This is a genomic window from Listeria booriae (assembly GCF_000766865.1).
Taxonomy (GTDB): Bacteria; Bacillota; Bacilli; order Lactobacillales; family Listeriaceae; genus Listeria_A; species Listeria_A booriae.
The window spans coordinates 376,321-397,304 of record NZ_JNFA01000019.1; the positions used below are offsets into that span (position 1 = coordinate 376,321).

Annotated in this window: 21 protein-coding genes; 1 reads left to right on the forward strand and 20 read right to left on the reverse strand. The window is 43.1% G+C overall.

Features of this window, described 5'->3' with window-relative positions:
- Positions 1-114: 114 nt before the first annotated feature.
- From EP57_RS07765 to EP57_RS07855, 19 genes are all read right to left on the reverse strand, one after another.
- Positions 115-597 carry a hypothetical protein gene (locus EP57_RS07765; RefSeq protein WP_036085633.1) on the reverse strand — a complete coding sequence of 161 codons (483 nt, stop codon included), beginning with the start codon at positions 595-597 and terminating at the stop codon, positions 115-117.
- Entirely contained in the window at positions 598-957 is a 360-nt protein-coding gene (locus EP57_RS07770; protein ID WP_036085636.1) for a hypothetical protein, read from the reverse strand. It abuts the gene before it with no gap.
- Positions 958-969: 12 nt separating this feature from the next.
- Entirely contained in the window at positions 970-1,608 is a 639-nt protein-coding gene (locus EP57_RS07775; protein WP_036085638.1) for a thiamine diphosphokinase, read from the reverse strand.
- A 116-nt stretch (positions 1,609-1,724) separates the two neighbouring features.
- Positions 1,725-2,381 carry a ribulose-phosphate 3-epimerase gene (gene rpe / locus EP57_RS07780; protein ID WP_036085639.1) on the reverse strand — a complete coding sequence of 219 codons (657 nt, stop codon included), beginning with the start codon at positions 2,379-2,381 and terminating at the stop codon, positions 1,725-1,727.
- 2 nt (positions 2,382-2,383) lie between these two features.
- Positions 2,384-3,271, reverse strand: a complete 888-nt coding sequence (gene rsgA, locus EP57_RS07785) for a ribosome small subunit-dependent GTPase A (protein ID WP_036085641.1) — start codon at positions 3,269-3,271, stop codon at positions 2,384-2,386.
- A 3-nt stretch (positions 3,272-3,274) separates the two neighbouring features.
- Positions 3,275-5,239, reverse strand: a complete 1,965-nt coding sequence (gene pknB / locus EP57_RS07790; RefSeq protein WP_036085642.1) for a Stk1 family PASTA domain-containing Ser/Thr kinase — start codon at positions 5,237-5,239, stop codon at positions 3,275-3,277.
- Positions 5,236-5,994, reverse strand: a complete 759-nt coding sequence (locus EP57_RS07795) for a Stp1/IreP family PP2C-type Ser/Thr phosphatase (RefSeq protein ID WP_036085643.1) — start codon at positions 5,992-5,994, stop codon at positions 5,236-5,238. Before EP57_RS07795 ends, pknB begins: the two co-directional genes overlap by 4 nt.
- A 59-nt stretch (positions 5,995-6,053) precedes the next feature.
- Entirely contained in the window at positions 6,054-7,388 is a 1,335-nt protein-coding gene (gene rsmB / locus EP57_RS07800; protein WP_036085645.1) for a 16S rRNA (cytosine(967)-C(5))-methyltransferase RsmB, read from the reverse strand.
- Positions 7,385-8,329, reverse strand: a complete 945-nt coding sequence (fmt, locus tag EP57_RS07805) for a methionyl-tRNA formyltransferase (RefSeq protein ID WP_036085646.1) — start codon at positions 8,327-8,329, stop codon at positions 7,385-7,387. The genes rsmB and fmt overlap by 4 nt, the downstream gene beginning before the upstream one ends.
- Positions 8,330-8,342: 13 nt before the next feature.
- Entirely contained in the window at positions 8,343-10,745 is a 2,403-nt protein-coding gene (gene priA / locus EP57_RS07810; RefSeq protein WP_036085647.1) for a primosomal protein N', read from the reverse strand.
- Position 10,746: 1 nt separating this feature from the next.
- Positions 10,747-11,949 carry a bifunctional phosphopantothenoylcysteine decarboxylase/phosphopantothenate--cysteine ligase CoaBC gene (gene coaBC / locus EP57_RS07815; RefSeq protein WP_077916818.1) on the reverse strand — a complete coding sequence of 401 codons (1,203 nt, stop codon included), beginning with the start codon at positions 11,947-11,949 and terminating at the stop codon, positions 10,747-10,749.
- A gap of 161 nt (positions 11,950-12,110) precedes the next feature.
- A complete protein-coding gene (locus EP57_RS07820; protein WP_036085649.1) occupies positions 12,111-13,517 on the reverse strand; it encodes a DUF1254 domain-containing protein in 1,407 nt (468 codons plus the stop codon).
- Positions 13,518-13,546: 29 nt separating this feature from the next.
- Complete coding sequence (locus EP57_RS07825) at positions 13,547-13,894, reverse strand: DUF4064 domain-containing protein (RefSeq protein WP_036085650.1); 348 nt, start codon at positions 13,892-13,894, stop codon at positions 13,547-13,549.
- A 30-nt stretch (positions 13,895-13,924) separates the two neighbouring features.
- Positions 13,925-15,268 carry a DUF1254 domain-containing protein gene (locus EP57_RS07830; RefSeq protein WP_036085651.1) on the reverse strand — a complete coding sequence of 448 codons (1,344 nt, stop codon included), beginning with the start codon at positions 15,266-15,268 and terminating at the stop codon, positions 13,925-13,927.
- Positions 15,269-15,288: 20 nt separating this feature from the next.
- Positions 15,289-16,947: a SulP family inorganic anion transporter gene (locus tag EP57_RS07835; protein ID WP_036085652.1), complete on the reverse strand. Its 1,659-nt coding sequence runs from the start codon at positions 16,945-16,947 to the stop codon at positions 15,289-15,291.
- Between the two features lie 33 nt (positions 16,948-16,980).
- Positions 16,981-17,877 carry a bile acid:sodium symporter family protein gene (locus tag EP57_RS07840; protein WP_036085653.1) on the reverse strand — a complete coding sequence of 299 codons (897 nt, stop codon included), beginning with the start codon at positions 17,875-17,877 and terminating at the stop codon, positions 16,981-16,983.
- A 570-nt stretch (positions 17,878-18,447) separates the two neighbouring features.
- Positions 18,448-18,924 carry a hypothetical protein gene (locus tag EP57_RS07845; protein ID WP_036085655.1) on the reverse strand — a complete coding sequence of 159 codons (477 nt, stop codon included), beginning with the start codon at positions 18,922-18,924 and terminating at the stop codon, positions 18,448-18,450.
- 213 nt (positions 18,925-19,137) lie between these two features.
- Positions 19,138-19,767, reverse strand: a complete 630-nt coding sequence (locus EP57_RS07850; RefSeq protein WP_036085656.1) for a nitroreductase family protein — start codon at positions 19,765-19,767, stop codon at positions 19,138-19,140.
- Between the two features lie 4 nt (positions 19,768-19,771).
- Complete coding sequence (locus tag EP57_RS07855; protein WP_036085657.1) at positions 19,772-20,065, reverse strand: putative quinol monooxygenase; 294 nt, start codon at positions 20,063-20,065, stop codon at positions 19,772-19,774.
- A gap of 110 nt (positions 20,066-20,175) precedes the next feature.
- Here EP57_RS07855 and EP57_RS07860 point away from each other — a divergent pair, with 110 nt between their 5' ends.
- Positions 20,176-20,454, forward strand: coding sequence for an ArsR/SmtB family transcription factor (locus EP57_RS07860; protein WP_036085658.1), 279 nt, complete (start codon positions 20,176-20,178; stop codon positions 20,452-20,454).
- Between the two features lie 347 nt (positions 20,455-20,801).
- Here the strand turns inward: EP57_RS07860 and EP57_RS16965 are convergent.
- Positions 20,802-20,984: hypothetical protein (locus EP57_RS16965; RefSeq protein ID WP_036085660.1), on the reverse strand; the 183-nt coding region annotated here is incomplete at its 5' end.

Sequence of the window (20,984 nt, forward strand, 5' to 3'; positions counted from 1 at the left end):
TTCGGGCAACTGCATTTTTTCTTGTCTTCATAAATCAAAACAAGCAGGCAATCGTGTCTCCTCCGCAAAGGGCTCACGATTGCCTGCTTATTTTATGTGAATTAACTCCTAAATCTAAATACGCATAAATGTTGCGCCACGGTTGAAAATGCGGATATTATCGCCTGTTCCCTTGCCGATTTTGTTGTAAATATCTTTTTCGGTTAGGTCTGTACCTTTTGTTTTCCATGGATTCAGCGCGGTTAGTTGCCAGCTGTTATCGATTTTTTCGAGGGTTAGTTCTAACTTTTCTGGAGTCTCTTTGTCGATGAATGTGAAAAGGTAGTGAATCTTGTCTTTTTGGTAGTAGGCGCCGTACAGATAGTCTTTGCCGTCGATAATGTCTTGGTAGCTGCTCTGGTATTTCGGCAGACTAGACCCTTTTAGCGGCAGTTCTTTTTTTGCAAAAACATCTTGGATGAGGCTGGTTGCAAGTTCGTCAGCTTGTTTGTCTGGGCTTGCACTTTTGTTATCATTGAGGCCATTTGGTGCCGTTGAACATGCGCCTAACAGAAAAATAAGACACAGTGAAAAAGTGATGAGTAGTTTTTTCGTCATTTAGCGTTCGCCCTTTTCAAGCTTGTCCACGTTAGATGTGATGACACCGCCGACTAAAATCGCGATTCCAGGGAACGGATTGACAAAAATCGCGCAGGCAATTCCAGTTATTGTCAGGGTTAACCCTGCTTTGTAGTAACTTTTACGAATCAGAAAAATAAGACCGATGATTGCGATTAGCATGAAGAAAATCCCGATATACGTCATACTCATCATGGCGCCGTGGATTGGGTTGTCTGCATTCTTGCCGAGGTTGATGAATGTCTGGATTTGGACAAGTACGCCTAAAGCAAGACCGATAATGGTTACGATTAAGGCTATTTTGGATCGTTTTGCAATTAATACACTGTTATCTTTCATTGAAATCTCCTTCTAGTCGTTACTTTGAATAAATAAAATTAAACCTGTTTGGAATGAAAAATTGCCTGTTTCTGCGATGAATTCATTGCTTGACAAGGCTGCGCCAAACGGGTATTTTGCGTTGGTTAAAGGATATTTGAAACCGGTTAAAGTTAAGCCTTCGACATTCGCCATGGTTGTGAACGCAACGTATTTCTTGTCAGGCAGACGCGAAACGGTATATTCGCCAGGGGTGTACATTTTGATGTAGTTATAGCGATCGATGAGTTCAATTTTCGCGATATCTGGTAAAAAACGTGGCTGCATGAGCATCATTAAATTGGCGAGTAAATGGTCGAGCCGCCCTCCTGTTGCGCCAAAAATACGAATCGTGTCTGGGTTCTGTTTGAGCGCCCATTGAAGGCCTATTTCCGTGTCGGTTTCGTCTTTTTCGGCTGGAAATTCGGTGACGGTTGTGATGGTTTTTAAGTGTTCGAGTTCCGTCTTGGATAGCGAATCGAAGTCTCCCATCGCGCTGATTGGAGTGATACCTCGTTCGATTAGGCGGATGGCACCACGGTCTACGCCAATCCAAGGAATGGTTTTGTCGTAGGTTGTGATGTCGGGAAGTTCGGATTCAGGTCCGCCGACCATGATATGTATCGTTTTCATTGGGTGGCTCCTTTCTTTGTGTATCGTGAATAAGCATTGTCGTGGCGTAACTTCAAATTTACAACGGCCAACCCTTTGGAGCACAAAGGGCTAAACTGGCCGTTATTACTTTTATATTAGTCCCCAACAACTTCTCTTAGCTTGTCCATTGCCTTCTCACGGTTTTTGTTCCCATAAATATAAGAACCCGCGACGAAGACATTGGCGCCTGCTGCGACGCATAATGGGGCTGTTTTATCATCTACTCCGCCATCTACTTCGATTTCGATGTTGAGATTTTTCTCATCGATTATAGCTTTTGTTGCTTCGATTTTTGGTAGGACTTCTTTGATGAAGCTTTGGCCGCCGAATCCTGGGTTGACGGTCATAAATAGGATTAGGTCGACTTCTTCTAGTACGTGTTTAATCATTTCAATCGGCGTCGCTGGGTTTAAAACAACGCCCGCTTTGACGTCAAATGAACGAATAAGTTGTAGTGTTCGATGCAAATGCGGGCATGCTTCAACGTGTACGGAAATATAGTCGGCGCCCGCTTTTGCGAAGTCTGGAATGTAACGGTCTGGGTTTTCAATCATTAGATGGACGTCTAGTGGTAATTTCGTGACTGGGCGGATTGCTTTGACAACGCTTGGTCCGAATGTGATGTTTGGTACGAAATGACCGTCCATAACGTCTACGTGAATGTAGTCCGCGCCGTAGCTTTCTACTTCTTTAATATCTGCTGCAAGGTTTGCAAAATCTGCGCTAAGTATTGATGGAGCGATTTTTCCCATGATTAATACCTCTCTTTTTTGTTTTTTACTTCTGTTAAAATTTGCAAGTAATGCTTATAGCGGAATGCGGCGATGTCTCCTGCTTCCACAGCGTCTTTTACGGCGCATTTCGGTTCGTTTTCATGACTGCAGCCGCGGAATTTGCATTCGCCACGGCGACGGTCGATTTCTGGAAAGCAAAATTGAAGGTTTTCCGTTGTTAATTCGTCCATTTCGATGGAGCTAAAGCCTGGTGTGTCAGCGATAAAGCCATCACCTATCGTCATTAGTTCCACGTGACGCGTCGTATGTTTTCCGCGTCCCAACACCATCGAAATCACGCCTGTTTCAATGTCTAACTGCGGATTTAATGCGTTTAGCAAGGTCGATTTCCCAACACCTGACTGGCCTGCGATCACTGCAATTTTCCCAGCGATAACGTCAAAAATAGCGTTTTTATCGAGTTCGGTATTCGTTAATAACACACGGTAGCCTGCTTCTTCGTAGATTGCCTTATATTCTTCTATCTCTGCTTTTCGGGCGTCATCTGCCAAATCCATTTTGCTAATACAAATGACTGGTTCAACGTCTTCTAATTCGATTGCCACCAAAAATCGGTCTGCTAAGTTCGTTGAAAAATCGGGTTCGACAGCAGAAAACACGAGCAATGCTAAGTCCACATTGGCAATTGGCGGGCGCACTAAAGCATTTTTGCGGGGCAGAAGTTCTAACACATAGCCTTCTTTTAAATTGTCCGCCTGAAATTCGACGTGATCGCCAACAAGCGGGGTCAATCCGCGTTTTCTAAAGTTTCCTCGCGCCCGACATTGATAGGTTTTGCCATCTGAATATACGTAATAAAAACCGCTTAAAGCCTTCATAATTTGTCCTTCCAGAAAAGTCACCTTCATTTCTTAAGAATTTGGATAATCAATCGTTTCTTCTAAAATTACTGTGTTATCGCGAACGACTTTGTAACCGCCTTGTGTGCCTTCTTCAATGTCAAAACTTAGCGTTTCTGTCGTGTCTTTCGTAATATCCATTTCTTTATACGCCGTTGTCATGCTGTTGTTCTTGTCTTGAATATAGATTTGAATATGCTGTGGTACGAGTGGATCTGCGTTCGGATCTTCCGGTTCGTACGGAATGTTAATCGTCCGTTTCACCGTCTTCACTTCTTTTTCTTTCGGTCCTTTACTCATGACAACTTCTACTTTATCGCCTTTGTTCAGCGAAGCGCCAGCTTTTGGATTTTGCGAGATAACTTGACCTGCGCCAACGGTATCCGAGTATTCTTCTTTGCTTACTGTAATATCAATACCATTTGAGCTAGCGTAATCATCCAAGCCAACTTGATTGAAGCCTGACAAGTCTTTTAGCGTCATCGGTTGCGGACCTTTACTTACTGTAAAACTTATTTCGGTATCTGCTGCGACTACTTCGCTTCCTGCTGTTGGATCTTGCGAAATAATTGTTCCTGAATCAACGCTATCACTATATTCTTCTGTGTAGCTGACTTTTTTGTAGCCTTGCTGATCTAATACTTGCTTCACGCTGTCGTAGGATTTACCAGTATAGTCTTCAACGGTGATTTTCTTGGCGCCAATGCTGATGTATAAGTTAACCGTGGCACCTTTTTCTTCTGCTGCGCCAATTTCTGGATCGGTTTCGATGATGTTTCCTTCGTCAATCTTGTCACTGTTTTTCTCGAACGTTTCTCCGACGACAAAGCCTGCATCTTGCAATTTCTGAACGGCGGTTTCTTTCGTGTCATTAGCAACATTAGGAATCTTCACGGTTGCCGGTGGTCTACCCATCAGCCATAATGCGACGATAATAATCGCAAAAAGGAAAACGACCGCTGAGATAATCCAAATTTTCTTCTTGTTGCTCTTTTTCTTTTTGACCGGCTTTTCTTCAACGGCTGGTTTTTCTTCGGCCGCTGCAGCTACGACGGTTTCATCTAAATTTTGCATCGCGTTTTTCGTTGCGATGATTGGAATGGTTTTTGTATCGCCATCTTCCATTGGAAAAACGTATTTTGCTTCGTTTTGCCGTTCTGGATTTAGCGCCGTTTTTAAATCAGCTTCCATTTCTTCTGCGGTTTGGTAGCGCAAAAATGGATCTTTGGCTGTCGCGCGAATCACGATGTTTTCCAAGCTTTGTGGAATCTGTGGGTTCTGATCGCGAATTGACGGAATGCTAGCTTGTAAATGCTTGATAGCGATGGAAACGGCTGATTCGCCGTCATGTGGGACTTTTCCGGTGAGCAATTCATAGAGGACGATGCCGAGGGAATAGATGTCTGATTTTTGTGTGGCCATTCCGCCGCGTGCTTGTTCTGGTGACAAATAATGCACAGAACCTAATAATGAGTTTGTTTGTGTAATCGATGTTTCGGAAAGTGCCATCGCGATACCGAAATCCGTAATTTTGACTACGCCATCATGATCAATTAAGATGTTTTGCGGTTTTAAATCGCGATGAACGATATGTGCACTGTGTGCTACAGATACTGCCGATACAATTTGTAGCATAATAGCCACAGCTTTTTCGAATGGGATTGGGTGATTTTCATTGATGTATTGCTTTAAATCCATTCCTTCTACGTATTCCATTACGATGTAGTGCAAGTCATTTTCCTCGCCTACATCGTAAATGCTAACAATGTTCGGATGCACTAAGCTCGTTGCCGACTGTGCTTCGCGCTGGAAACGACGTATCAAGTTGCTTTCGTCCGCTAAATCAATGCGTAAGACTTTTACCGCTACGTCGCGATCAAGAATCATGTCATGTGCAAGAAAAACATTGGCCATTCCGCCGCCACCGATTGCGCTGACTACTTTATAACGGTCATTTATTCGCTTGCCAATCATCATGATGCATCCCTACCCTTCTCCCCTAAATTCCGCTCTAAAAGCAAGACCGTAATATTGTCTTCTCCGCCGTTCGCATTGGCTTTGGAGATGAAAATATCGGCCTTTTCTGCCAACGTTCGCTTGCTCGTCAAAATAGCTTCGATTTCTTGTTCGGTCAACATGTTGGAAAGCCCGTCAGAACAAAGCAATAATTGGTCTTTTGGTTGAAATGGCAAAATAAAGACATCGGTTTCGACGTTGCCTTCAATGCCTAGTGCGCGAAGTAAAATGTTTTTACGCGGATGATTTTGCGCAGCTTCTTTTGAAATTTCGCCTTTGCGGACGAGTTCATTCACAAGCGAGTGATCTTCGGTTAACTGTTCTAATACACCATTTTTCATTAAATAACCACGACTATCGCCAACGTTCGCAACGATGATTTGACTATTTGAAAAAATGGCAGCAACAAGCGTCGTACCCATTCCTTGTAATGTAGCTTCTTGTTTTGCGTGGGCTACGATTTCGGCATTGACTGCTTGAATCGCCTCGCGAAACCAAACTTCGATTTGAGCCGCTGTTTGCATCTCGGAAACCTCTTGCCACATTTCGCTAAGCAATCGCACAGCCATTTCGCTTGCAACGTCCCCAGCGCGGTGTCCTCCCATGCCATCAGCGACAATAACGAGCGGATTTCCTAATTTGTTCTCGAAAATACCACCGTTGTCTTCGTTATGATTTCTTATTTTTCCTCTGTCTGTTCTAAATTCTGCATGCATCTGCATTACACCTCACAAAATGCCAGAATAGGCGTGGAAATAGCCATTCTATAGCTTATTTAATTCGTTTTTTTACGAAACGATGCGATGAAAAAGCCATCACTTCCAATGTCAGTTGGCACTAATTCCAAGTAATCTGCTTTTACGTAAGCTTGCATTTTCTCTGGAAGTTGTACGCGTTCTAACTGGAATTCGGGATGTGTTTGTAAGAAAGCTTCGACAACACCACGATTTTCCTGTTGATCGATCGTACACGTGCTATATACTAATATACCATTTTCTTTAAGCAAAGTGCTAACCTCGGCTAAAATTGCTTCTTGAATTCGTGCCAAATTCACGACATCTGCTTCGGTTTTGCTATATTTAATGTCCGGTTTACGGCGCAAAACACCAAAGCCAGAACACGGCGCATCTACTAAAACACGGTCAAAACTCGCCGCTTCGAATTGTTCGGTCGCTTTTCTTGCGTCTAGCACTTCGGTTGTGATGTTTGTTAAGTCGAGACGTTTCGCGGCTTTGTTCACGAGTTTTGTTTTGTGTGGATGAATGTCTAATGCGATAATTTCGCCGGTGTTATGCATTTTTTCGCCGATATGCGTTGTTTTACCGCCAGGTGCGGAACATGCGTCTAGAACACGTAAGCCGTCTTCGAGTTGCAGCGCGTGAGCAACGAGCATGGAGCTTTCGTCTTGAATTGTGCAACGGCCGTTATGATAGGCTTGCGTTTCAGCGATGGAGCCTTTTTCCATCATGAGCGCTTCTGGAATGTATGGATTTTGCTCGGTTTCGATGCCTTGTGCGGAAAGTTCAGCTTGGAGTTCGGCGACGGTCACTTTGTTTTCGTTGACACGCACGCTTTGTGATGGTGCTTCCATGAAAGAAAGCCCGATTTCGCGTGTTTTTTCAGCACCAAATTGTGCAATCCAGCGTTTTGCAAGCCATGTTGGTAAACTCGTTTCGACCGCGATGCGTGTTGTTTCGTCGGTAATATCCTCGATTTTTGGTACACCTTTACGGATGACATTACGCAAAACACCGTTGACGAACTTAGTTACGCCTTCGTGTCCGCGGTCTCGCGCGATTTCGCCTGCTTCATGCAAAATGGCATGCTCTGGTACTTTGTCTAAAAAAGTTAATTGATACACGGAAAGGCGCAGTAAATTAAGCACCCAGTTTTCCGGTGTTTTTTTCAAGAATGGTGCTAAGTAGAAATCAAGCGTGATGCGGCGTTGGGTCGTGCCGTAAACAAGCTCGGTTAATAACGCGCGGTCCATTGGGTTTAAGTCGCTTTTTTTCAGTGCGTCATTGATTAGTAGATGACTAAATGATTGATTGTTCTCGATTTTTTCAATTAAGTCTAGTGCAATTTCGCGCACTGTTTCTGGTTTTTTCATAAGTCACCGAACCTTGTTTCTGTATTTAACTGCTGCCCGGCTCCCGCCATATAGTCAGCCACAGCCATTTTTTGTTTTCCTGCTGGTTGGACGATTTCTGGAACAATCACGGTTTTATCGCCTGTTGCAATGGCAAAATCGTGTTTTGTTGTCCGCGCCACTTGTCCTGCTGGTAAAACGGTATCCGTTTCTTCCAAATGTGCCTGCCAAATTTTAAAATTATTTCCGTCAAGCGTGGTATAAGCCACTGGCCACGGCGAAAGTCCGCGAATATGATTGAAAATCGCGCGTCCATCTCGTGTCCAATCAATTTTTTCTTGCTCGCGTTTAATATTCGGCGCAAACGTTACGTTTTCTGGATTTTGCGGTTCCGGTGTAATTTTCCCAGCTAGAAGATCTGGCAATGTGTCCATCAAAAGCGACGCACCAACCTCACTCAGCTTCTCAAACATCGTTCCCACATTATCCTCATCCGTAATCGGAATGCTGCGTCGCGCTAACATATCGCCTGCGTCCAGCTTCTCCACCATGTACATAATCGTAACGCCCGTCTCCGTTTTCCCATCCAAAATCGCATAATGCACCGGCGCACCACCACGATATTCCGGCAGAAGCGAGGCGTGCACGTTAATACAGCCATGTTTCGGCGCTTCCAACAACACATTCGGCAAAATCTGCCCATAAGCCGCCGTCACGATCAAATCCGCACCAAGACCAATCAATGTCGCAAGCTCCTCCGAGTCCCGCAACTTCTCCGGTTGATACACAGGAATCCCTCGCGCCACAGCTGCCTCCTTCACTGGTGGCGGCGTCAACACACGCTTACGCCCCACCGCACGATCCGGCTGCGTCACAACCGCAATCACCTCATATTGATCCGCCACTTCATTTAAAACAGGCACCGAAAAAGCCGGCGTTCCCATAAAAATTATTTTCGTCATGCTCCTATCTCCTTTACATCATCACAAACGGCTGTACATCCATCGTGATCGTCAGTCCTTTGACTTGCTCTTTTTGATAGTGTTGCAAAATATTTTTAAGTTCCGCGTTTAGTTGCGGCTCCACTTTATATTTAATAATGCATTGATAGCGATATTTATTCTTAATCCGCGCAATCGAACTTGGCACAGGCCCTAAAATAATCGCATCAGGCCCCAACTTTCCTTGCAAAAATTGCGTGATTTCCTGAATCGTCCGCACGGCTTTCATCTCATTTTCATCGCTCACATTAATCAGCGTCAAATAATAAAATGGCGGATACGATCCCATTTTGCGAACACGCATTTCATGATGGTAAAACCCTAAATAATCATGCATTTTCGCGTATTGAATACTGTAATGTTCCGGATTGTAACTCTGCACAATCACTTCCCCAGTCAACAGATGCCGTCCAGCTCGCCCACTTACCTGCGTCAACAACTGAAACGTTTTTTCCGAAGCTCGAAAATCCGGCAGATGCAACATCGTGTCTGCATTTAACACACCGACCAACGTAATATCCGGGAAATCAAGCCCTTTGGCAATCATTTGCGTCCCGAGTAACACATCGGCTTCTTTATCACGAAACTGATTTAACAGTTTTTCATGCGAACCTTTTTTCGACGTCGTATCGACATCCATCCGAATCACGCGTGCCTCCGGAATTAATTTGGCGAGACTTTCTTGTACTTTTTGCGTTCCTGTTCCGAAATAACGAATTTGCTCGCTCTCACAACTCGGACAATGGTGTGGCACCGCTTCTTGATAGCCGCAATAGTGGCATTTCATCTGATTATGCGCCTGATGATACGTCAGCGAAATACTGCAATTCGGGCATTCCACCACATAACCACAATCGCGACACATCACAAACGACGAGTACCCGCGCCGATTCAGCAACAATACAACTTGTTCTTTCTTCGCCAAACGCTCCTTGATTTTCTCCAACAATACCGCAGAAAACTCCGTCCGATTCTCGTTTCGCAATTCCTCACTCATATCGACAACCGTAACTTCTGGAAGCGCCGAATCATTCACACGCGTCGGCAATTCCAGCAATGTATACCGCTTTTTCCCAGCTCGCGCAAATGACTCCAAAGACGGCGTCGCACTACCAAGCACAACTGGACAACCATGTCGCTTCGCCCGCTCAATCGCCACGTCCCGCGCATGATACCGCGGATTATCTTCTTGTTTATAGCTCGTTTCATGCTCTTCATCAATAATAATAATACCTAAATTCATAAACGGGGCAAAAACCGCAGAACGCGCCCCAACAACGACTTTGGCTTTTCCTTGCTCAATTTTGCGCCATTCATCGTATTTCTCGCCCGCCGAAAGCGCACTGTGAAGCACCGCAACTTGTTTACCAAAACGACTCTTAAATCGCTCCACCATCTGCGGCGTCAGTGCAATCTCAGGCACGAGTACAATCGCTTCTTTCCCTTCCGCCAAAACAGCTTCAATCGACTGCAAATAAATCTCTGTTTTTCCGCTTCCGGTCACGCCGTACAAAAGAAATGTCTCCTGATTCCCCGTTTGCGCAGAATTCACAATCGCATCCCGAGCTGCCTGCTGATCCGGCAACAACGGCAACGGCTTACTCGCCTCAAAATCATGATTCTCATAGGGATCACGCGACACATGCTGATCGAAAATTTCAATCAAACCAAGCGAAGCCACCTTCTGAATCGTGGCATCCGTTGTCTGCACACGTTCCCGCAATTCTTTCACCGTAATGTAATCCCCATCAAACACTTGGAAAAACTGCAAAATCTTAATCTGCGCTTTGGCCGATTTCGAAAGTCCCGCGATGGCATCCTCTAATTGTTGCACCGAACAAAGCGAGCGCACAGCGCGCATCGTCTTTTTCGTCACTTTCGTTTTCACTTGATACACAAGATCCACCGTGCCGTTTTTGAGCCATTTTTGCAAAGTTGGTAAAGCGCCGAGCTGTTCTGCTTTTTTCCAATCCATCGTTTCATAGCCTTCAAAAAGCCGTTCTGCCTCATCGTTCGCCGTATCTAGCAACACAAAATACTTCTCATATTTCGCCCGCAACGCAGCAGGTAACATCGCCTGATACGCCGTAATGCGGTAAGCTAGCGTTTCTTCGGCAATCCAATCTCCAAGCGACAACAATTCCTCATTAATCACCGGCGCCAAATCCATCATTTCCCGAATCTCTTTTAATTTCGAGAACTCGCTCGAATCAGACGTCCCCACGACAAATCCTTGCAACGCCCGATTTCCAAAAGGAACCGATACCCGCATACCAGGACAAACAATATCGCGCCAAGCTTCGGGAATCAAGTAATCAAATGGGCGGTCAACTTGCATCGCTGGCACATCCACAATAACTTGGGCTATTTTTTGCATATTACTTTTCCTCCAAAAAACGCGCGGCTTGTTCTATAATTTCGCGCGCTACCTCTTGTTTTGACAATAACGGGAAAACTGTCTCGGCATCATCATGGCCGTAAAAAGTCACCTGATTCGTATCCACACCAAAACCAGCACCTATTTGCGCCACATTATTTGCTACAATCATGTCTGCGTTTTTGCTATGCAGTTTTTTCAGCGCATTCTCTTTTACATTTTGCGTTTCTGCGGCAAAGCCAATCACGACTTGCGTGTCACGCTTATTCTGCCCGATTTCCGCCAAAATATCTTTCGTGCGTACCATCTCAATCGCGAAATCGCCCGGTTGCTTCTTGATTTTATGTTCATGAATCACTTTTGGCGTATAATCTGCCACTGCGGCACTCATCACAAAAATGTCCGCCGAATCTTGATGTTTCATCACCTCATCGTACATTTCCTGCGCCGTCTCGATATAATGCACCGCGACACCGTGTGGCACTGGCAACTTCGTCGATGACGTCACCAACACGACCTCCGCGCCATAACGCGCCGCTGTTTCCGCAACCGCAAAGCCCATTTTGCCCGTCGAATGATTCGTAAAATAACGCACCGGATCAAGCTTTTCAATCGTTGCTCCCGCTGTAATCACGACTTTCCGTCCAGCAAGCGTCGTATTCTTCTCCGTAAAATAAGCCGTCAAGTGCCCAACAATCCGTTCAGGCTCTTCCAAACGCCCGCGTCCAACGTAACCGCAAGCCAAATAACCCTCGCTCGGCTCAATAAAACGAACCCCGTCCGCGTACAGCTGGTTAATATTCCGAACTACCGCTGGATGCGCAATCATATGCACATTCATCGCTGGCGCCACCCAAATCGGCGCTTCTGTCGCAAGCAACGTCGTCGTCACCATATCATCCGCAATCCCGTTCGCCATTTTGCCAATCACATTCGCCGTCGCTGGCGCCACAATCACTAAATCCGCCCAGTCCGCCAAATTGATATGCGCCACAACGCCAGAATCCTTCTCATCAAAAGTATCTGTGTACACATCATTGCGCGACAATACTTGAAACGATAACGGCGGCACAAACTCCTGCGCACTCTTCGTCATCATCACTTTCACATTCGCGCCTGCCTGCGTCAATTTACTCGTAAGCGCGACAGCTTTATAAACAGCGATTCCACCCGAAACCGCGAGTAAGATATTTTTTCCATTCAACATCTCGGTCACCTCTTTCACCTTCCCGTTAATTATACCGTTTTAATGCTTGAAAAAACAGTGTTGTGAGTTAGAAAGATAAAGAAAAAGCTAGGGATCAGGTTTTTGCTTCACCGATTCCTAGCTTTGCTTATCATTTTTCTTTAGAATATATCCTATTTTTACATCGTAACCGCAGTCCGCATCATTTCAATATCGCCCATTTTCCATGACTTATCGAAATACTGCTCTGTTGGCCCGTACAAACGCAAATACGTGAACCAATGGGCATCTTTATTTGTCTGTACCCAATTCGATTCGTGGCCAATCGGTGCTTCTGGTCCGAAATAAATATCAACAGAACCATCCGCATTAACTTCAATCGCTTTACGTGATGAAATATCTGCATTTTTTTGCTCATTTTGTATTAAACAGCGCGTCGCAGAATCATATACCGTAATCGACCAGAAGTTGACTGCTGGAGGATTCGCCGGAATGCGTAACGTATAGTTTTTGCTACCATCAAGCCAGTTCTCATCACTATCCGTATACGTTCCCAAATACGCTTGCCCAACATTTGGTGTTTTCGAAATCATCGCTTTGGAGTAAGTTACCGCCTCATAAAAATAAGAAGTTCGCTCAAAGAAATAATCAAAGTTCTCACCTCGTTGCGACGATGCCGGGATAATCATGACATAATCCCAATGCTTGTCTTCCCAATGACGCGCCCCAGCAATGCGTTTCGCAAAAGAATTCGACTGTGCCATCAACTCGCCTTTTTCTACAGCTGCTGTCAAAATTGCTACTTGGCGTGGCGTCGGATCAAAAACGTTTTTACGAACCCCTAAATTATCTAACCACTGCGCAAAAATACGATCGCGATCTTCTACCGTTTCTCTTGCAATCATACTTTGTAGCCGTTCCCAATACAGGATTCCTTTTGGCGGACCAGCAAAATATTTCTTACCCGCTGGAGACAAAATACGTGTCGGCGGAATCGCATCTTTTTTCGCGTATGGATATATTTTCACTTCTTCTACCAAGGCTTTGCAAACGTTCGGATCAGGATCAAGCGTTCTTAAACCAAAGAAAGCATTCATCATCTTACTATGAATTTGATGATACCCTTGTGCCGCATACACCTCACTATCGTCCATCCCCGGAGGAAGCAAAATATACTTACCGCCTTGCCCTTTATCCGGTCCCATCTCTCCAACCGCGGCCACTTCACGCTGCCAAAAATCTGAAAAACCACCAGCAATATGTCCTTTCGGTATTTCAATCACCATTGGCCCTGTTTTCGCTAAATCAATAAAGCCCATTGTGTATGGGGTCGTTGCGTTCGCCGTAATAATTCCCGCTAAATCTTCGTACCCAACATACGTAACTAAGTCCCCACTCGTTGCCCCAAATTCTTCTTCATGGATTCGTTGCCATTCCGCAAATGTGACAAGTGGCAGTCCCCATAAATAAAGCTGTGTTGCTTGATAAAAATCCATTTCTGTAAACAATGTCGCGATAGAATTCCTCGTTGGAAGTTCCCCAATTGTTTGAATACCTTGCAATGTATCAAATTTTGACTGTTCCATCCTGCTTCCTCCTGTTGATTCATTTTTTGTTATTCACTTTTAAAAATGCTCATCAAACCGCCGATAATTAATAAAATACCCGATACGACCCAAGCTGTGCCAATAAAGAAAAACATCAAAACACCAATCACTAAAATAAGAAGTCCCCAAGCCATTGGACGTTTCGGAAGAGATAGCCCAGCTACTAACGCTAATGCTGAAAAAACAATGGTAATCCAACCTAGCGTCTCTAATTGATCGCCTACAACTCCACTAAAATACGTAAATGTTTGGATATAATCATTCCAGTTATCGCCTGAAACCACGAGCCAAATCCCCACAATCAAACCAATAATTGCTCCTATACTACTAGTGATAACTGCTCCTTTTCTTGCCATACTACTCTCCCCTGACCTATTTAAAATGAATTACACTTTCTTGATTGCTGGGAAGTGATATTCCCGAGCGATCACACTTTTATCCGGTTGGTACATTCGCATAACAGGGCGGAAATCACCTGCTGGCGTTGGCAACCAATTCGCCCGCTTTTTCGAATCTGTAGGCTCTTTTACAGACATATAAACCGTTAGCGAACCATCTTCTTCGTATTGAATGCCCGGCGTTCTATCGCCAATAGAATAGCGCTGAATTGGGTTATCAACTAAATAAAAATCAGGCGCATCATACATTGTGATCGACCAAAAGGCATCAACAGGCGGAACCGGATTTAGTGTTAATGTATAATCATTAGCACCGTTCAATGTTTTTTCCTCCGCATCCGTCCACGTAGCAACGTACGCCGCTTCATATCCGTGATTTCCCCATAAACCGCCCATTGCCGCAATCGCACGCTCCACAATGGCTACTTTACGGTCAGCTATAATCCACTCAGGACTATTGATTGTCCCAACTTCGAAAAAATCCGCGTTGTAATCAAAAGAATGGAACGTAATTCGCCAACCGTTTTCACTTTCTGCAACACCTGATAACAATGTTTTCTTAATCGTCGCAAGCCCCATCACTTGGCCATTTTTCAGTGCGTCGTATACCGCTTTTTCTACATGTAACAACGGCGACTTATCACCGTCTGCAAGCCCTAACGGTAAAAACGTATTTTGCAAGGTGATATCTTGCTGTGAAGGGACTAAATCATGCATGGCAACACGTAATTTTTCATAAAACTGAATTTCTGCTGGGACGGTTTCGGTGACTTCGGGGAAACCTAGTGGCGCTTTATCCGTGTCAATCACAGTCAATGTCGTCAACTCTTGAAGTGCAGACACATTTGGAATATCCGCTTCACCATCGCATACCCAACGCCCAACAATCGACGCAAGCCGTGTAGGCACTTTGATTTGCTGCATGTTCTCAGGCACCGTTCCACTCCATCCGGGTGGCGTAAGATAAAAATCACCCGCTTTTGTTCCAGTTCCTCTTTTCCCAACATACGCAAAATTGTTCGTCCACGCATCTACAAATTGCAAAACATAGTAGCGGTCACCAACATCAGGGACATGAAGCACAATCGGTCCCACACTTAAATCAAGTTGCGCCATCGAATAAATCGTATCATTATTAATCGTAACAAATGTATCTTCTGGAGTCGCTAGCGTCTTAGCATGACTAAAATGGTTAAAGGGAGTTGCCAAATTCGCGCCAATACCTTCTTCAACATAACGTTTCATCTGTTCCAAATTAAATAGTAACGGAAAACCATAAATATAGGCATCAATTGCAAGTTTTTCAGTCGTGTTTAATTGTTTTTGTATCATGAGTAAAGCCTCCAGTATTTTTATAATGTATTTTGATAACTTTGAAGCGCATCCTGTATCGTTTTCTTCGTTTTACCATCCTCGATTAGAAAATCTAACTTATGCTTTTTAAAATTGGTTTTCAAATTGCCAGTCACATTAGCAAAGTAATATGTTACCGCTTGGTCATCCAGCCAATCGAGCAGTTCTTTTAACGTGGCAGATGCAGTCATATCAATTGTTACAATCGCACTAGCATCCACGATAACCACTTTTGTATCGCTCTTCATTAATTTTTTAAGTCCGCTTGTAAATACATCAATATTACCAAAGAAAAGTGAGCCGCTATATCTGTAAATGACGGTTTCAGGAATCCGATGGACAGCAGCACCCCGATTCAAATCAAAGTAGCCATCACGTCCATCCATAACTCCAAGTTCCGCAGCCGGTGCCGCCATCGAACGTAAAATCACATTTACAAACGATAAGACAAGCCCGAGCAACACACCCCAGATAACACCGAGGAAAAGCGTCCCAACAGCGGAAATAATCCAAACATAAGCTTCCCGACGCGCACCACCAAACAAATGACGCAAAATAGAAATATCTACAATACCAATCAGCGCAGCAAACACAATCCCCGAGAGCACCGGTTGCGGCATATAATAAAGCAATCCACTAAAAAATGCCACGACAAGCGCAATAATCGTTGCAGCTACAATAGATACGAGCTGCGTCTTCCCATGAAATTGTTCATTTGCCGCTGTTCGAGAAACACTGGCACTCGTAGGCGGACATCCAGATAAGGAAGCCACAAAATTCGACACGCCATACGCAAACAATTCGCGATTCCCATTAATCTTATACTTATTTCGCATCGCAAAACTTTCGCTTGGAAGTAGCGAACCTGCAAAACAAGCAATCGCTGAAACAAGTCCGCCAACTATGCTAATCCCCCACGTCGTAGCAGAAAAGTCTGGCAAACGAAGCGATGGAAAGCCTGACGGAACACTACCAACTATGTCCACGCCATACTGATGCAGCGCCATAAAATACGATAACATGGTCCCTAAAATAAGCACGATAAGCGCTGTTGGCCATTTCGGTAATAATTTTTTCCCAAAGATGATGAGGATGATTGCTACCGTTCCAAGCACCAGCGAGACGACATTTACGTTCGGTAGATGCGTCACAATGTTTGTCACATCCGAAACGACACCATCGCCGCTTGACTTTATGCCAATTATTTTTGGGATTTGGCTTATCATGATGGAGACACTTAACCCCGAAATAAAGCCACTTAGCACAGGCTCCGAAATATATTTTGCGAACCTTCCAAGTTTGAGTACGGAGAACAATACTAAAAACAAAGCGCAGAAGAAAGCCAAAATCGGCGCCAAAGTTATCGCTTCTTTTGAACCAGCTGTAAGTCCAACTGTACCAATAATAATCGAACCAGTAATCGCACTTGCCGTAGCATCGATACCATAAATCAATTGCGGGGAACTGGCAAAAATAACATAAGCAAGGACCGGTAAAAATGATGCATACAGTCCGTAAATCGCTGGAAGACCGGCAACTTGCGCATAACCCATCGCAACAGGAATGCTAAGCGCCGCCACGCCAATCCCCGAAATAATATCATTCCGTAAATAGGATGCTTTATAACCTCCCAACGATAATAAAATATATTTGAACATATCCATTCCCCTTTTTTCAGTAACATTCTTTCGTTATGATTTTCTAGTCAGTGCGACTTTTTCACCGGTCACATGTTTCAAAATAAGTGCCACCGGAATACAAGCGATCATCATTACAATCGCATACGTCATCATCGCTGGTATAATATCGTAAGACGCAAACGCTGCTGTTGCAACAGAAAGCGCTACACCGAAATTTTTCGACATGGATAACAAGGACACTGTTTTTTTATCTTGAATCGTTCCCACCGTACAAAAATAGGTAATAAAGAAATTAGCTAATACGATAATCCCAAAAACAGACAAAGCATATAATCCTGTATCAAAAACGCTTTGCAAGTTCGGCAACATGAAGCATACCAATACTAAAATCATACTGATTGATGATATTTCGTTCACGCTTTTCAAAGCTTTTTTAGCAATATTCGGTTTCACAGAATTAAGCGTCAAACCGATACCAAGCGGAATAACTACTAAAATAATCAATGTCCAGACAATCTTGGCAACAGGAATCGTCACATCCCCAGGCAAGAACAACGGCGCTGTAAATGGTGTAAAAATAACAACCGCAATAGAAAGCAATGTCAACATAGCTACCGCGCTCGCCCCATCACCGCCACCTAACTGCACATTTTTCATGCCAGCAGGCGCACCAGCGAACAAGTTGATAAGGACAGCAGCAATGATAATCGTCGTTGCTTCCGCCTTGCTACCAAATGATGCCGCCAACCCATTCGTTATTAGAGACGCAATCAAGGGCGCCACAATAATATTAAAAAGAAGACACAAAATCAGCGGTAACGGTCGCTTAAAAGATACAACTAATTGTTTTATCGTAATCGTAAAGCCAATCGCAATCATTGTTGCATACACAAAAATCAACAGAACATAAGGTTGAACTGCTACTAAGATTTGATTTACTTGTTCCATTATCGCCCTCTTTTCTACATGTCAGTCATGTTCGTAAAATATTCCATAGACGGCCTATCCATTTCCTTCAATTGTTGAGCTTTTTAAATCGATAAATGTCAGCAAAAGTAACGAAAAGTAATATTAATTACTATTATAAAGTTCTAATGATTCCGAAAATATATTATATAGTAATATATATCACATAAATAGCTATATACCAACATTTATAATAAATAAAACCCCGTGCACCAATTACTTTAAACTATATTATAAGCTTATTTTTTTGTCAAATGTAATTTTTATAACGTTAATTTTTATAACTATACGGTTTTACTTGAATGGACCGATTTTATTCTGTGACTATTAAAAATACGCCGTGCATCCTGATTGCTTTACATCGGCGTGTTTGAAGGAATATAGAGGATATATTTATTTTTTGTGATGTATTTTACTTTTTTATTTTTTAAGATGTGTTGGTGAATCAGATTAAAATAGGCTGGCTTGAGTCTGGTAAAATACCATCTTCAGGCCAGCCGAGAAATTTAATTAACTTGAGTTCAACTTTTGCGTGTTGGTGAAACACTAATGTTAAAAAGGTAAATGATTCTTTGGTATCGTATACGCAAATAGACGCGTAGCTTCATCGGAGCTCACCGAATCCCCACTGATCACATAATCACCGTATACCTTATCAGGATTTTTATAATATGCAAAATTATATTTAAGCTCACAATTCGTTTTTGTATCTAATTTACTTTCGTTTTTACTTGTTAGTTTGTCTCCGTTAAAAAAATGTTGTTGCTCTTTCACTGTTTTTTTCCAGTTTTCATAGTCTTTTTCTGTCGTTATTTCTTTTGTCCACCACTCGTCGCTTAGCACTTTTTGATTGTATTTTGTTTTCTCAATGACGATTATTCCATTTTCAGGGATACCTGCTTCTTCTATAATACGGTTTATCTGATTATCCGCTTGCTTCGTATTAATATGAACGTAAAGCATATATCCGCCAACAGCTAAAATAATGACCAGTAATAGACTTCCTAAAATAATCTGCCATTTTTTCATATGTCACACTCCTCTGGTGTTGTTATTATTCAAATATGTATACTTTCCTTTTGTCTCATAACATGGAATGACTTCAAAATGAAACTACAATACTTTTATATTATCATCCCAACTTTATTTTGTAAATCAATATGTGAATTATGTTCATTGAATGAAAATAAAATAGCCTGATTCCCATCAACCGCGAGAATCAGACTATATCTTGACCTATCTTTACTTCCAAAAAACCGTATCTTCCGTACTCAAACGATATGAACCATACCCAGTATCTTTTGCTTTACCAATCGACACAATCATCACTGGTACGTAGCGTTCTGTGTCCATATCAAAAGCCTCTGCTACTTCTTTGCGTTCAAATCCACCAATCGGATTCGTATCATAACCGTAAGCACGCGCTACGAGCATCAATTGCATGGCAACAAGGCTTCCGTCAATAATGCTTACACGTTCTAATTCCTCGCGTGGTGAATTCGCATAATACGGTGTCAAAGCCGCCATTTGCTTATCTTTCACGTCTTGTGGCATCAAACCTTGTTCCACTGCACTACTAAAAATTTTCTCACCATTTTCAAAGCTATTCGTATCCCCGAAAATCACAACCATCGCGGCAGACGTGTCATTTTGTTGAGTATTGAAACGAATAAGCGGACGCAATTTTTCTTTGCCTTCAGGGCTTTCAACAACGACGAATCGCCATGGTTGCATGTTCACGGAAGACGGAGCACGCATCGCGTCAGTTAGAATGGCTTCCATTTCTTCTTTGCTAATTTTTACGTCCGCATCATATGTACGGATTGAGCGGCGGTTTTTGATGATATCTTCAAAATCATTATTTTTAAACATGGTATTACTTCCCTTCTATTGTGCTTAATACTTGAATGCGTGGCGCGCTTGAGAGCATTGTTCCCACGCTTGCTTGAAAGTCTTGGAAATGCTTGCTTTTATTATGTGCATCAATGGCTGCTAAGTCTTCCCATTCTTCTAACATGTAATATTCTGTCGTGTTTTCTACAGAACAGGTCAGATTGTAACTTACATTGCCTGTTTCTGCGCGTGATGCTTCTATTAACGGCTGGACCGCTTCAAGAAACGCCTCGATTTGACCTTCTTGCACTTCTAATTTCGCCTGAATGACTAACATCTCGTTTGCCCTTCTTCCTTTTTTAGCTTGTTCGATTTTTTTCGAACTACAATACTTTAACATAATCCATTTTGATAGGCAAATAATAATCCTTATGCTATGATATTTTTATGAAAAAAGTGAATCTAAAAACCGACCAATTATTGTTATTATTTCAAGCACTTGGCGACCCAATTCGTCTCGATATTTTTCTTTGCTTATTGCAAAAAGGCGAGCGACGCGTTGTCTGTGATAGTTATGATATTTCTAAATCGACCATGTCCCACCATATTAAATTGTTGCGCGAAGCTGATTTAATTACCGTCCGGAAAGAAGGTACATCGCACATTTATTCGGTGAATCATGTGCTGTTGGAGAAGTATCCTGCGTTTTTTTCTGTTTTTCAGTAAAATAACGCATAAAGAAACCGCGATTTTTAATCGATTATTTCGATTGGATGTCGCGGTTTTTTTATCGGTTAGATGCCTAGCGTTTTAGTTATCACTTGCGCTAGGAATTGGCTTGCCGTATTTTGGAATAAATCCGATACAAAGGCTAATTTGTTTCGTTTCACTACTGCTTCGAAATGATGTGTATCTTGTTTCCTAGCGGCATCTAATGCTTCGATAGAGGCTTCTTTTAAAGGTGTTTCAATCTTTATAGAGGCAATGAGCGATGCTAACTCTGCTTTTATCGCGTCCCAATCATAGCCATGTTCATCGCTACGAACGTTCGCCGTACTATCATTCCATCTGTATTAAGATGGTCTACTTGGCAGCATCGGTACTTCTTGTTCTTTTTGTAATATATCCGTGGCGCGGTCGTAGATTTTAGCTGTAATTTGACTAGTAGCGCTTGGCACCCGTCCAGCCATGTTGATGGTGAAGGTACCGCTACCTTCTAGCACCGTGTAATTATTTTTGCGCACACCATCGACACA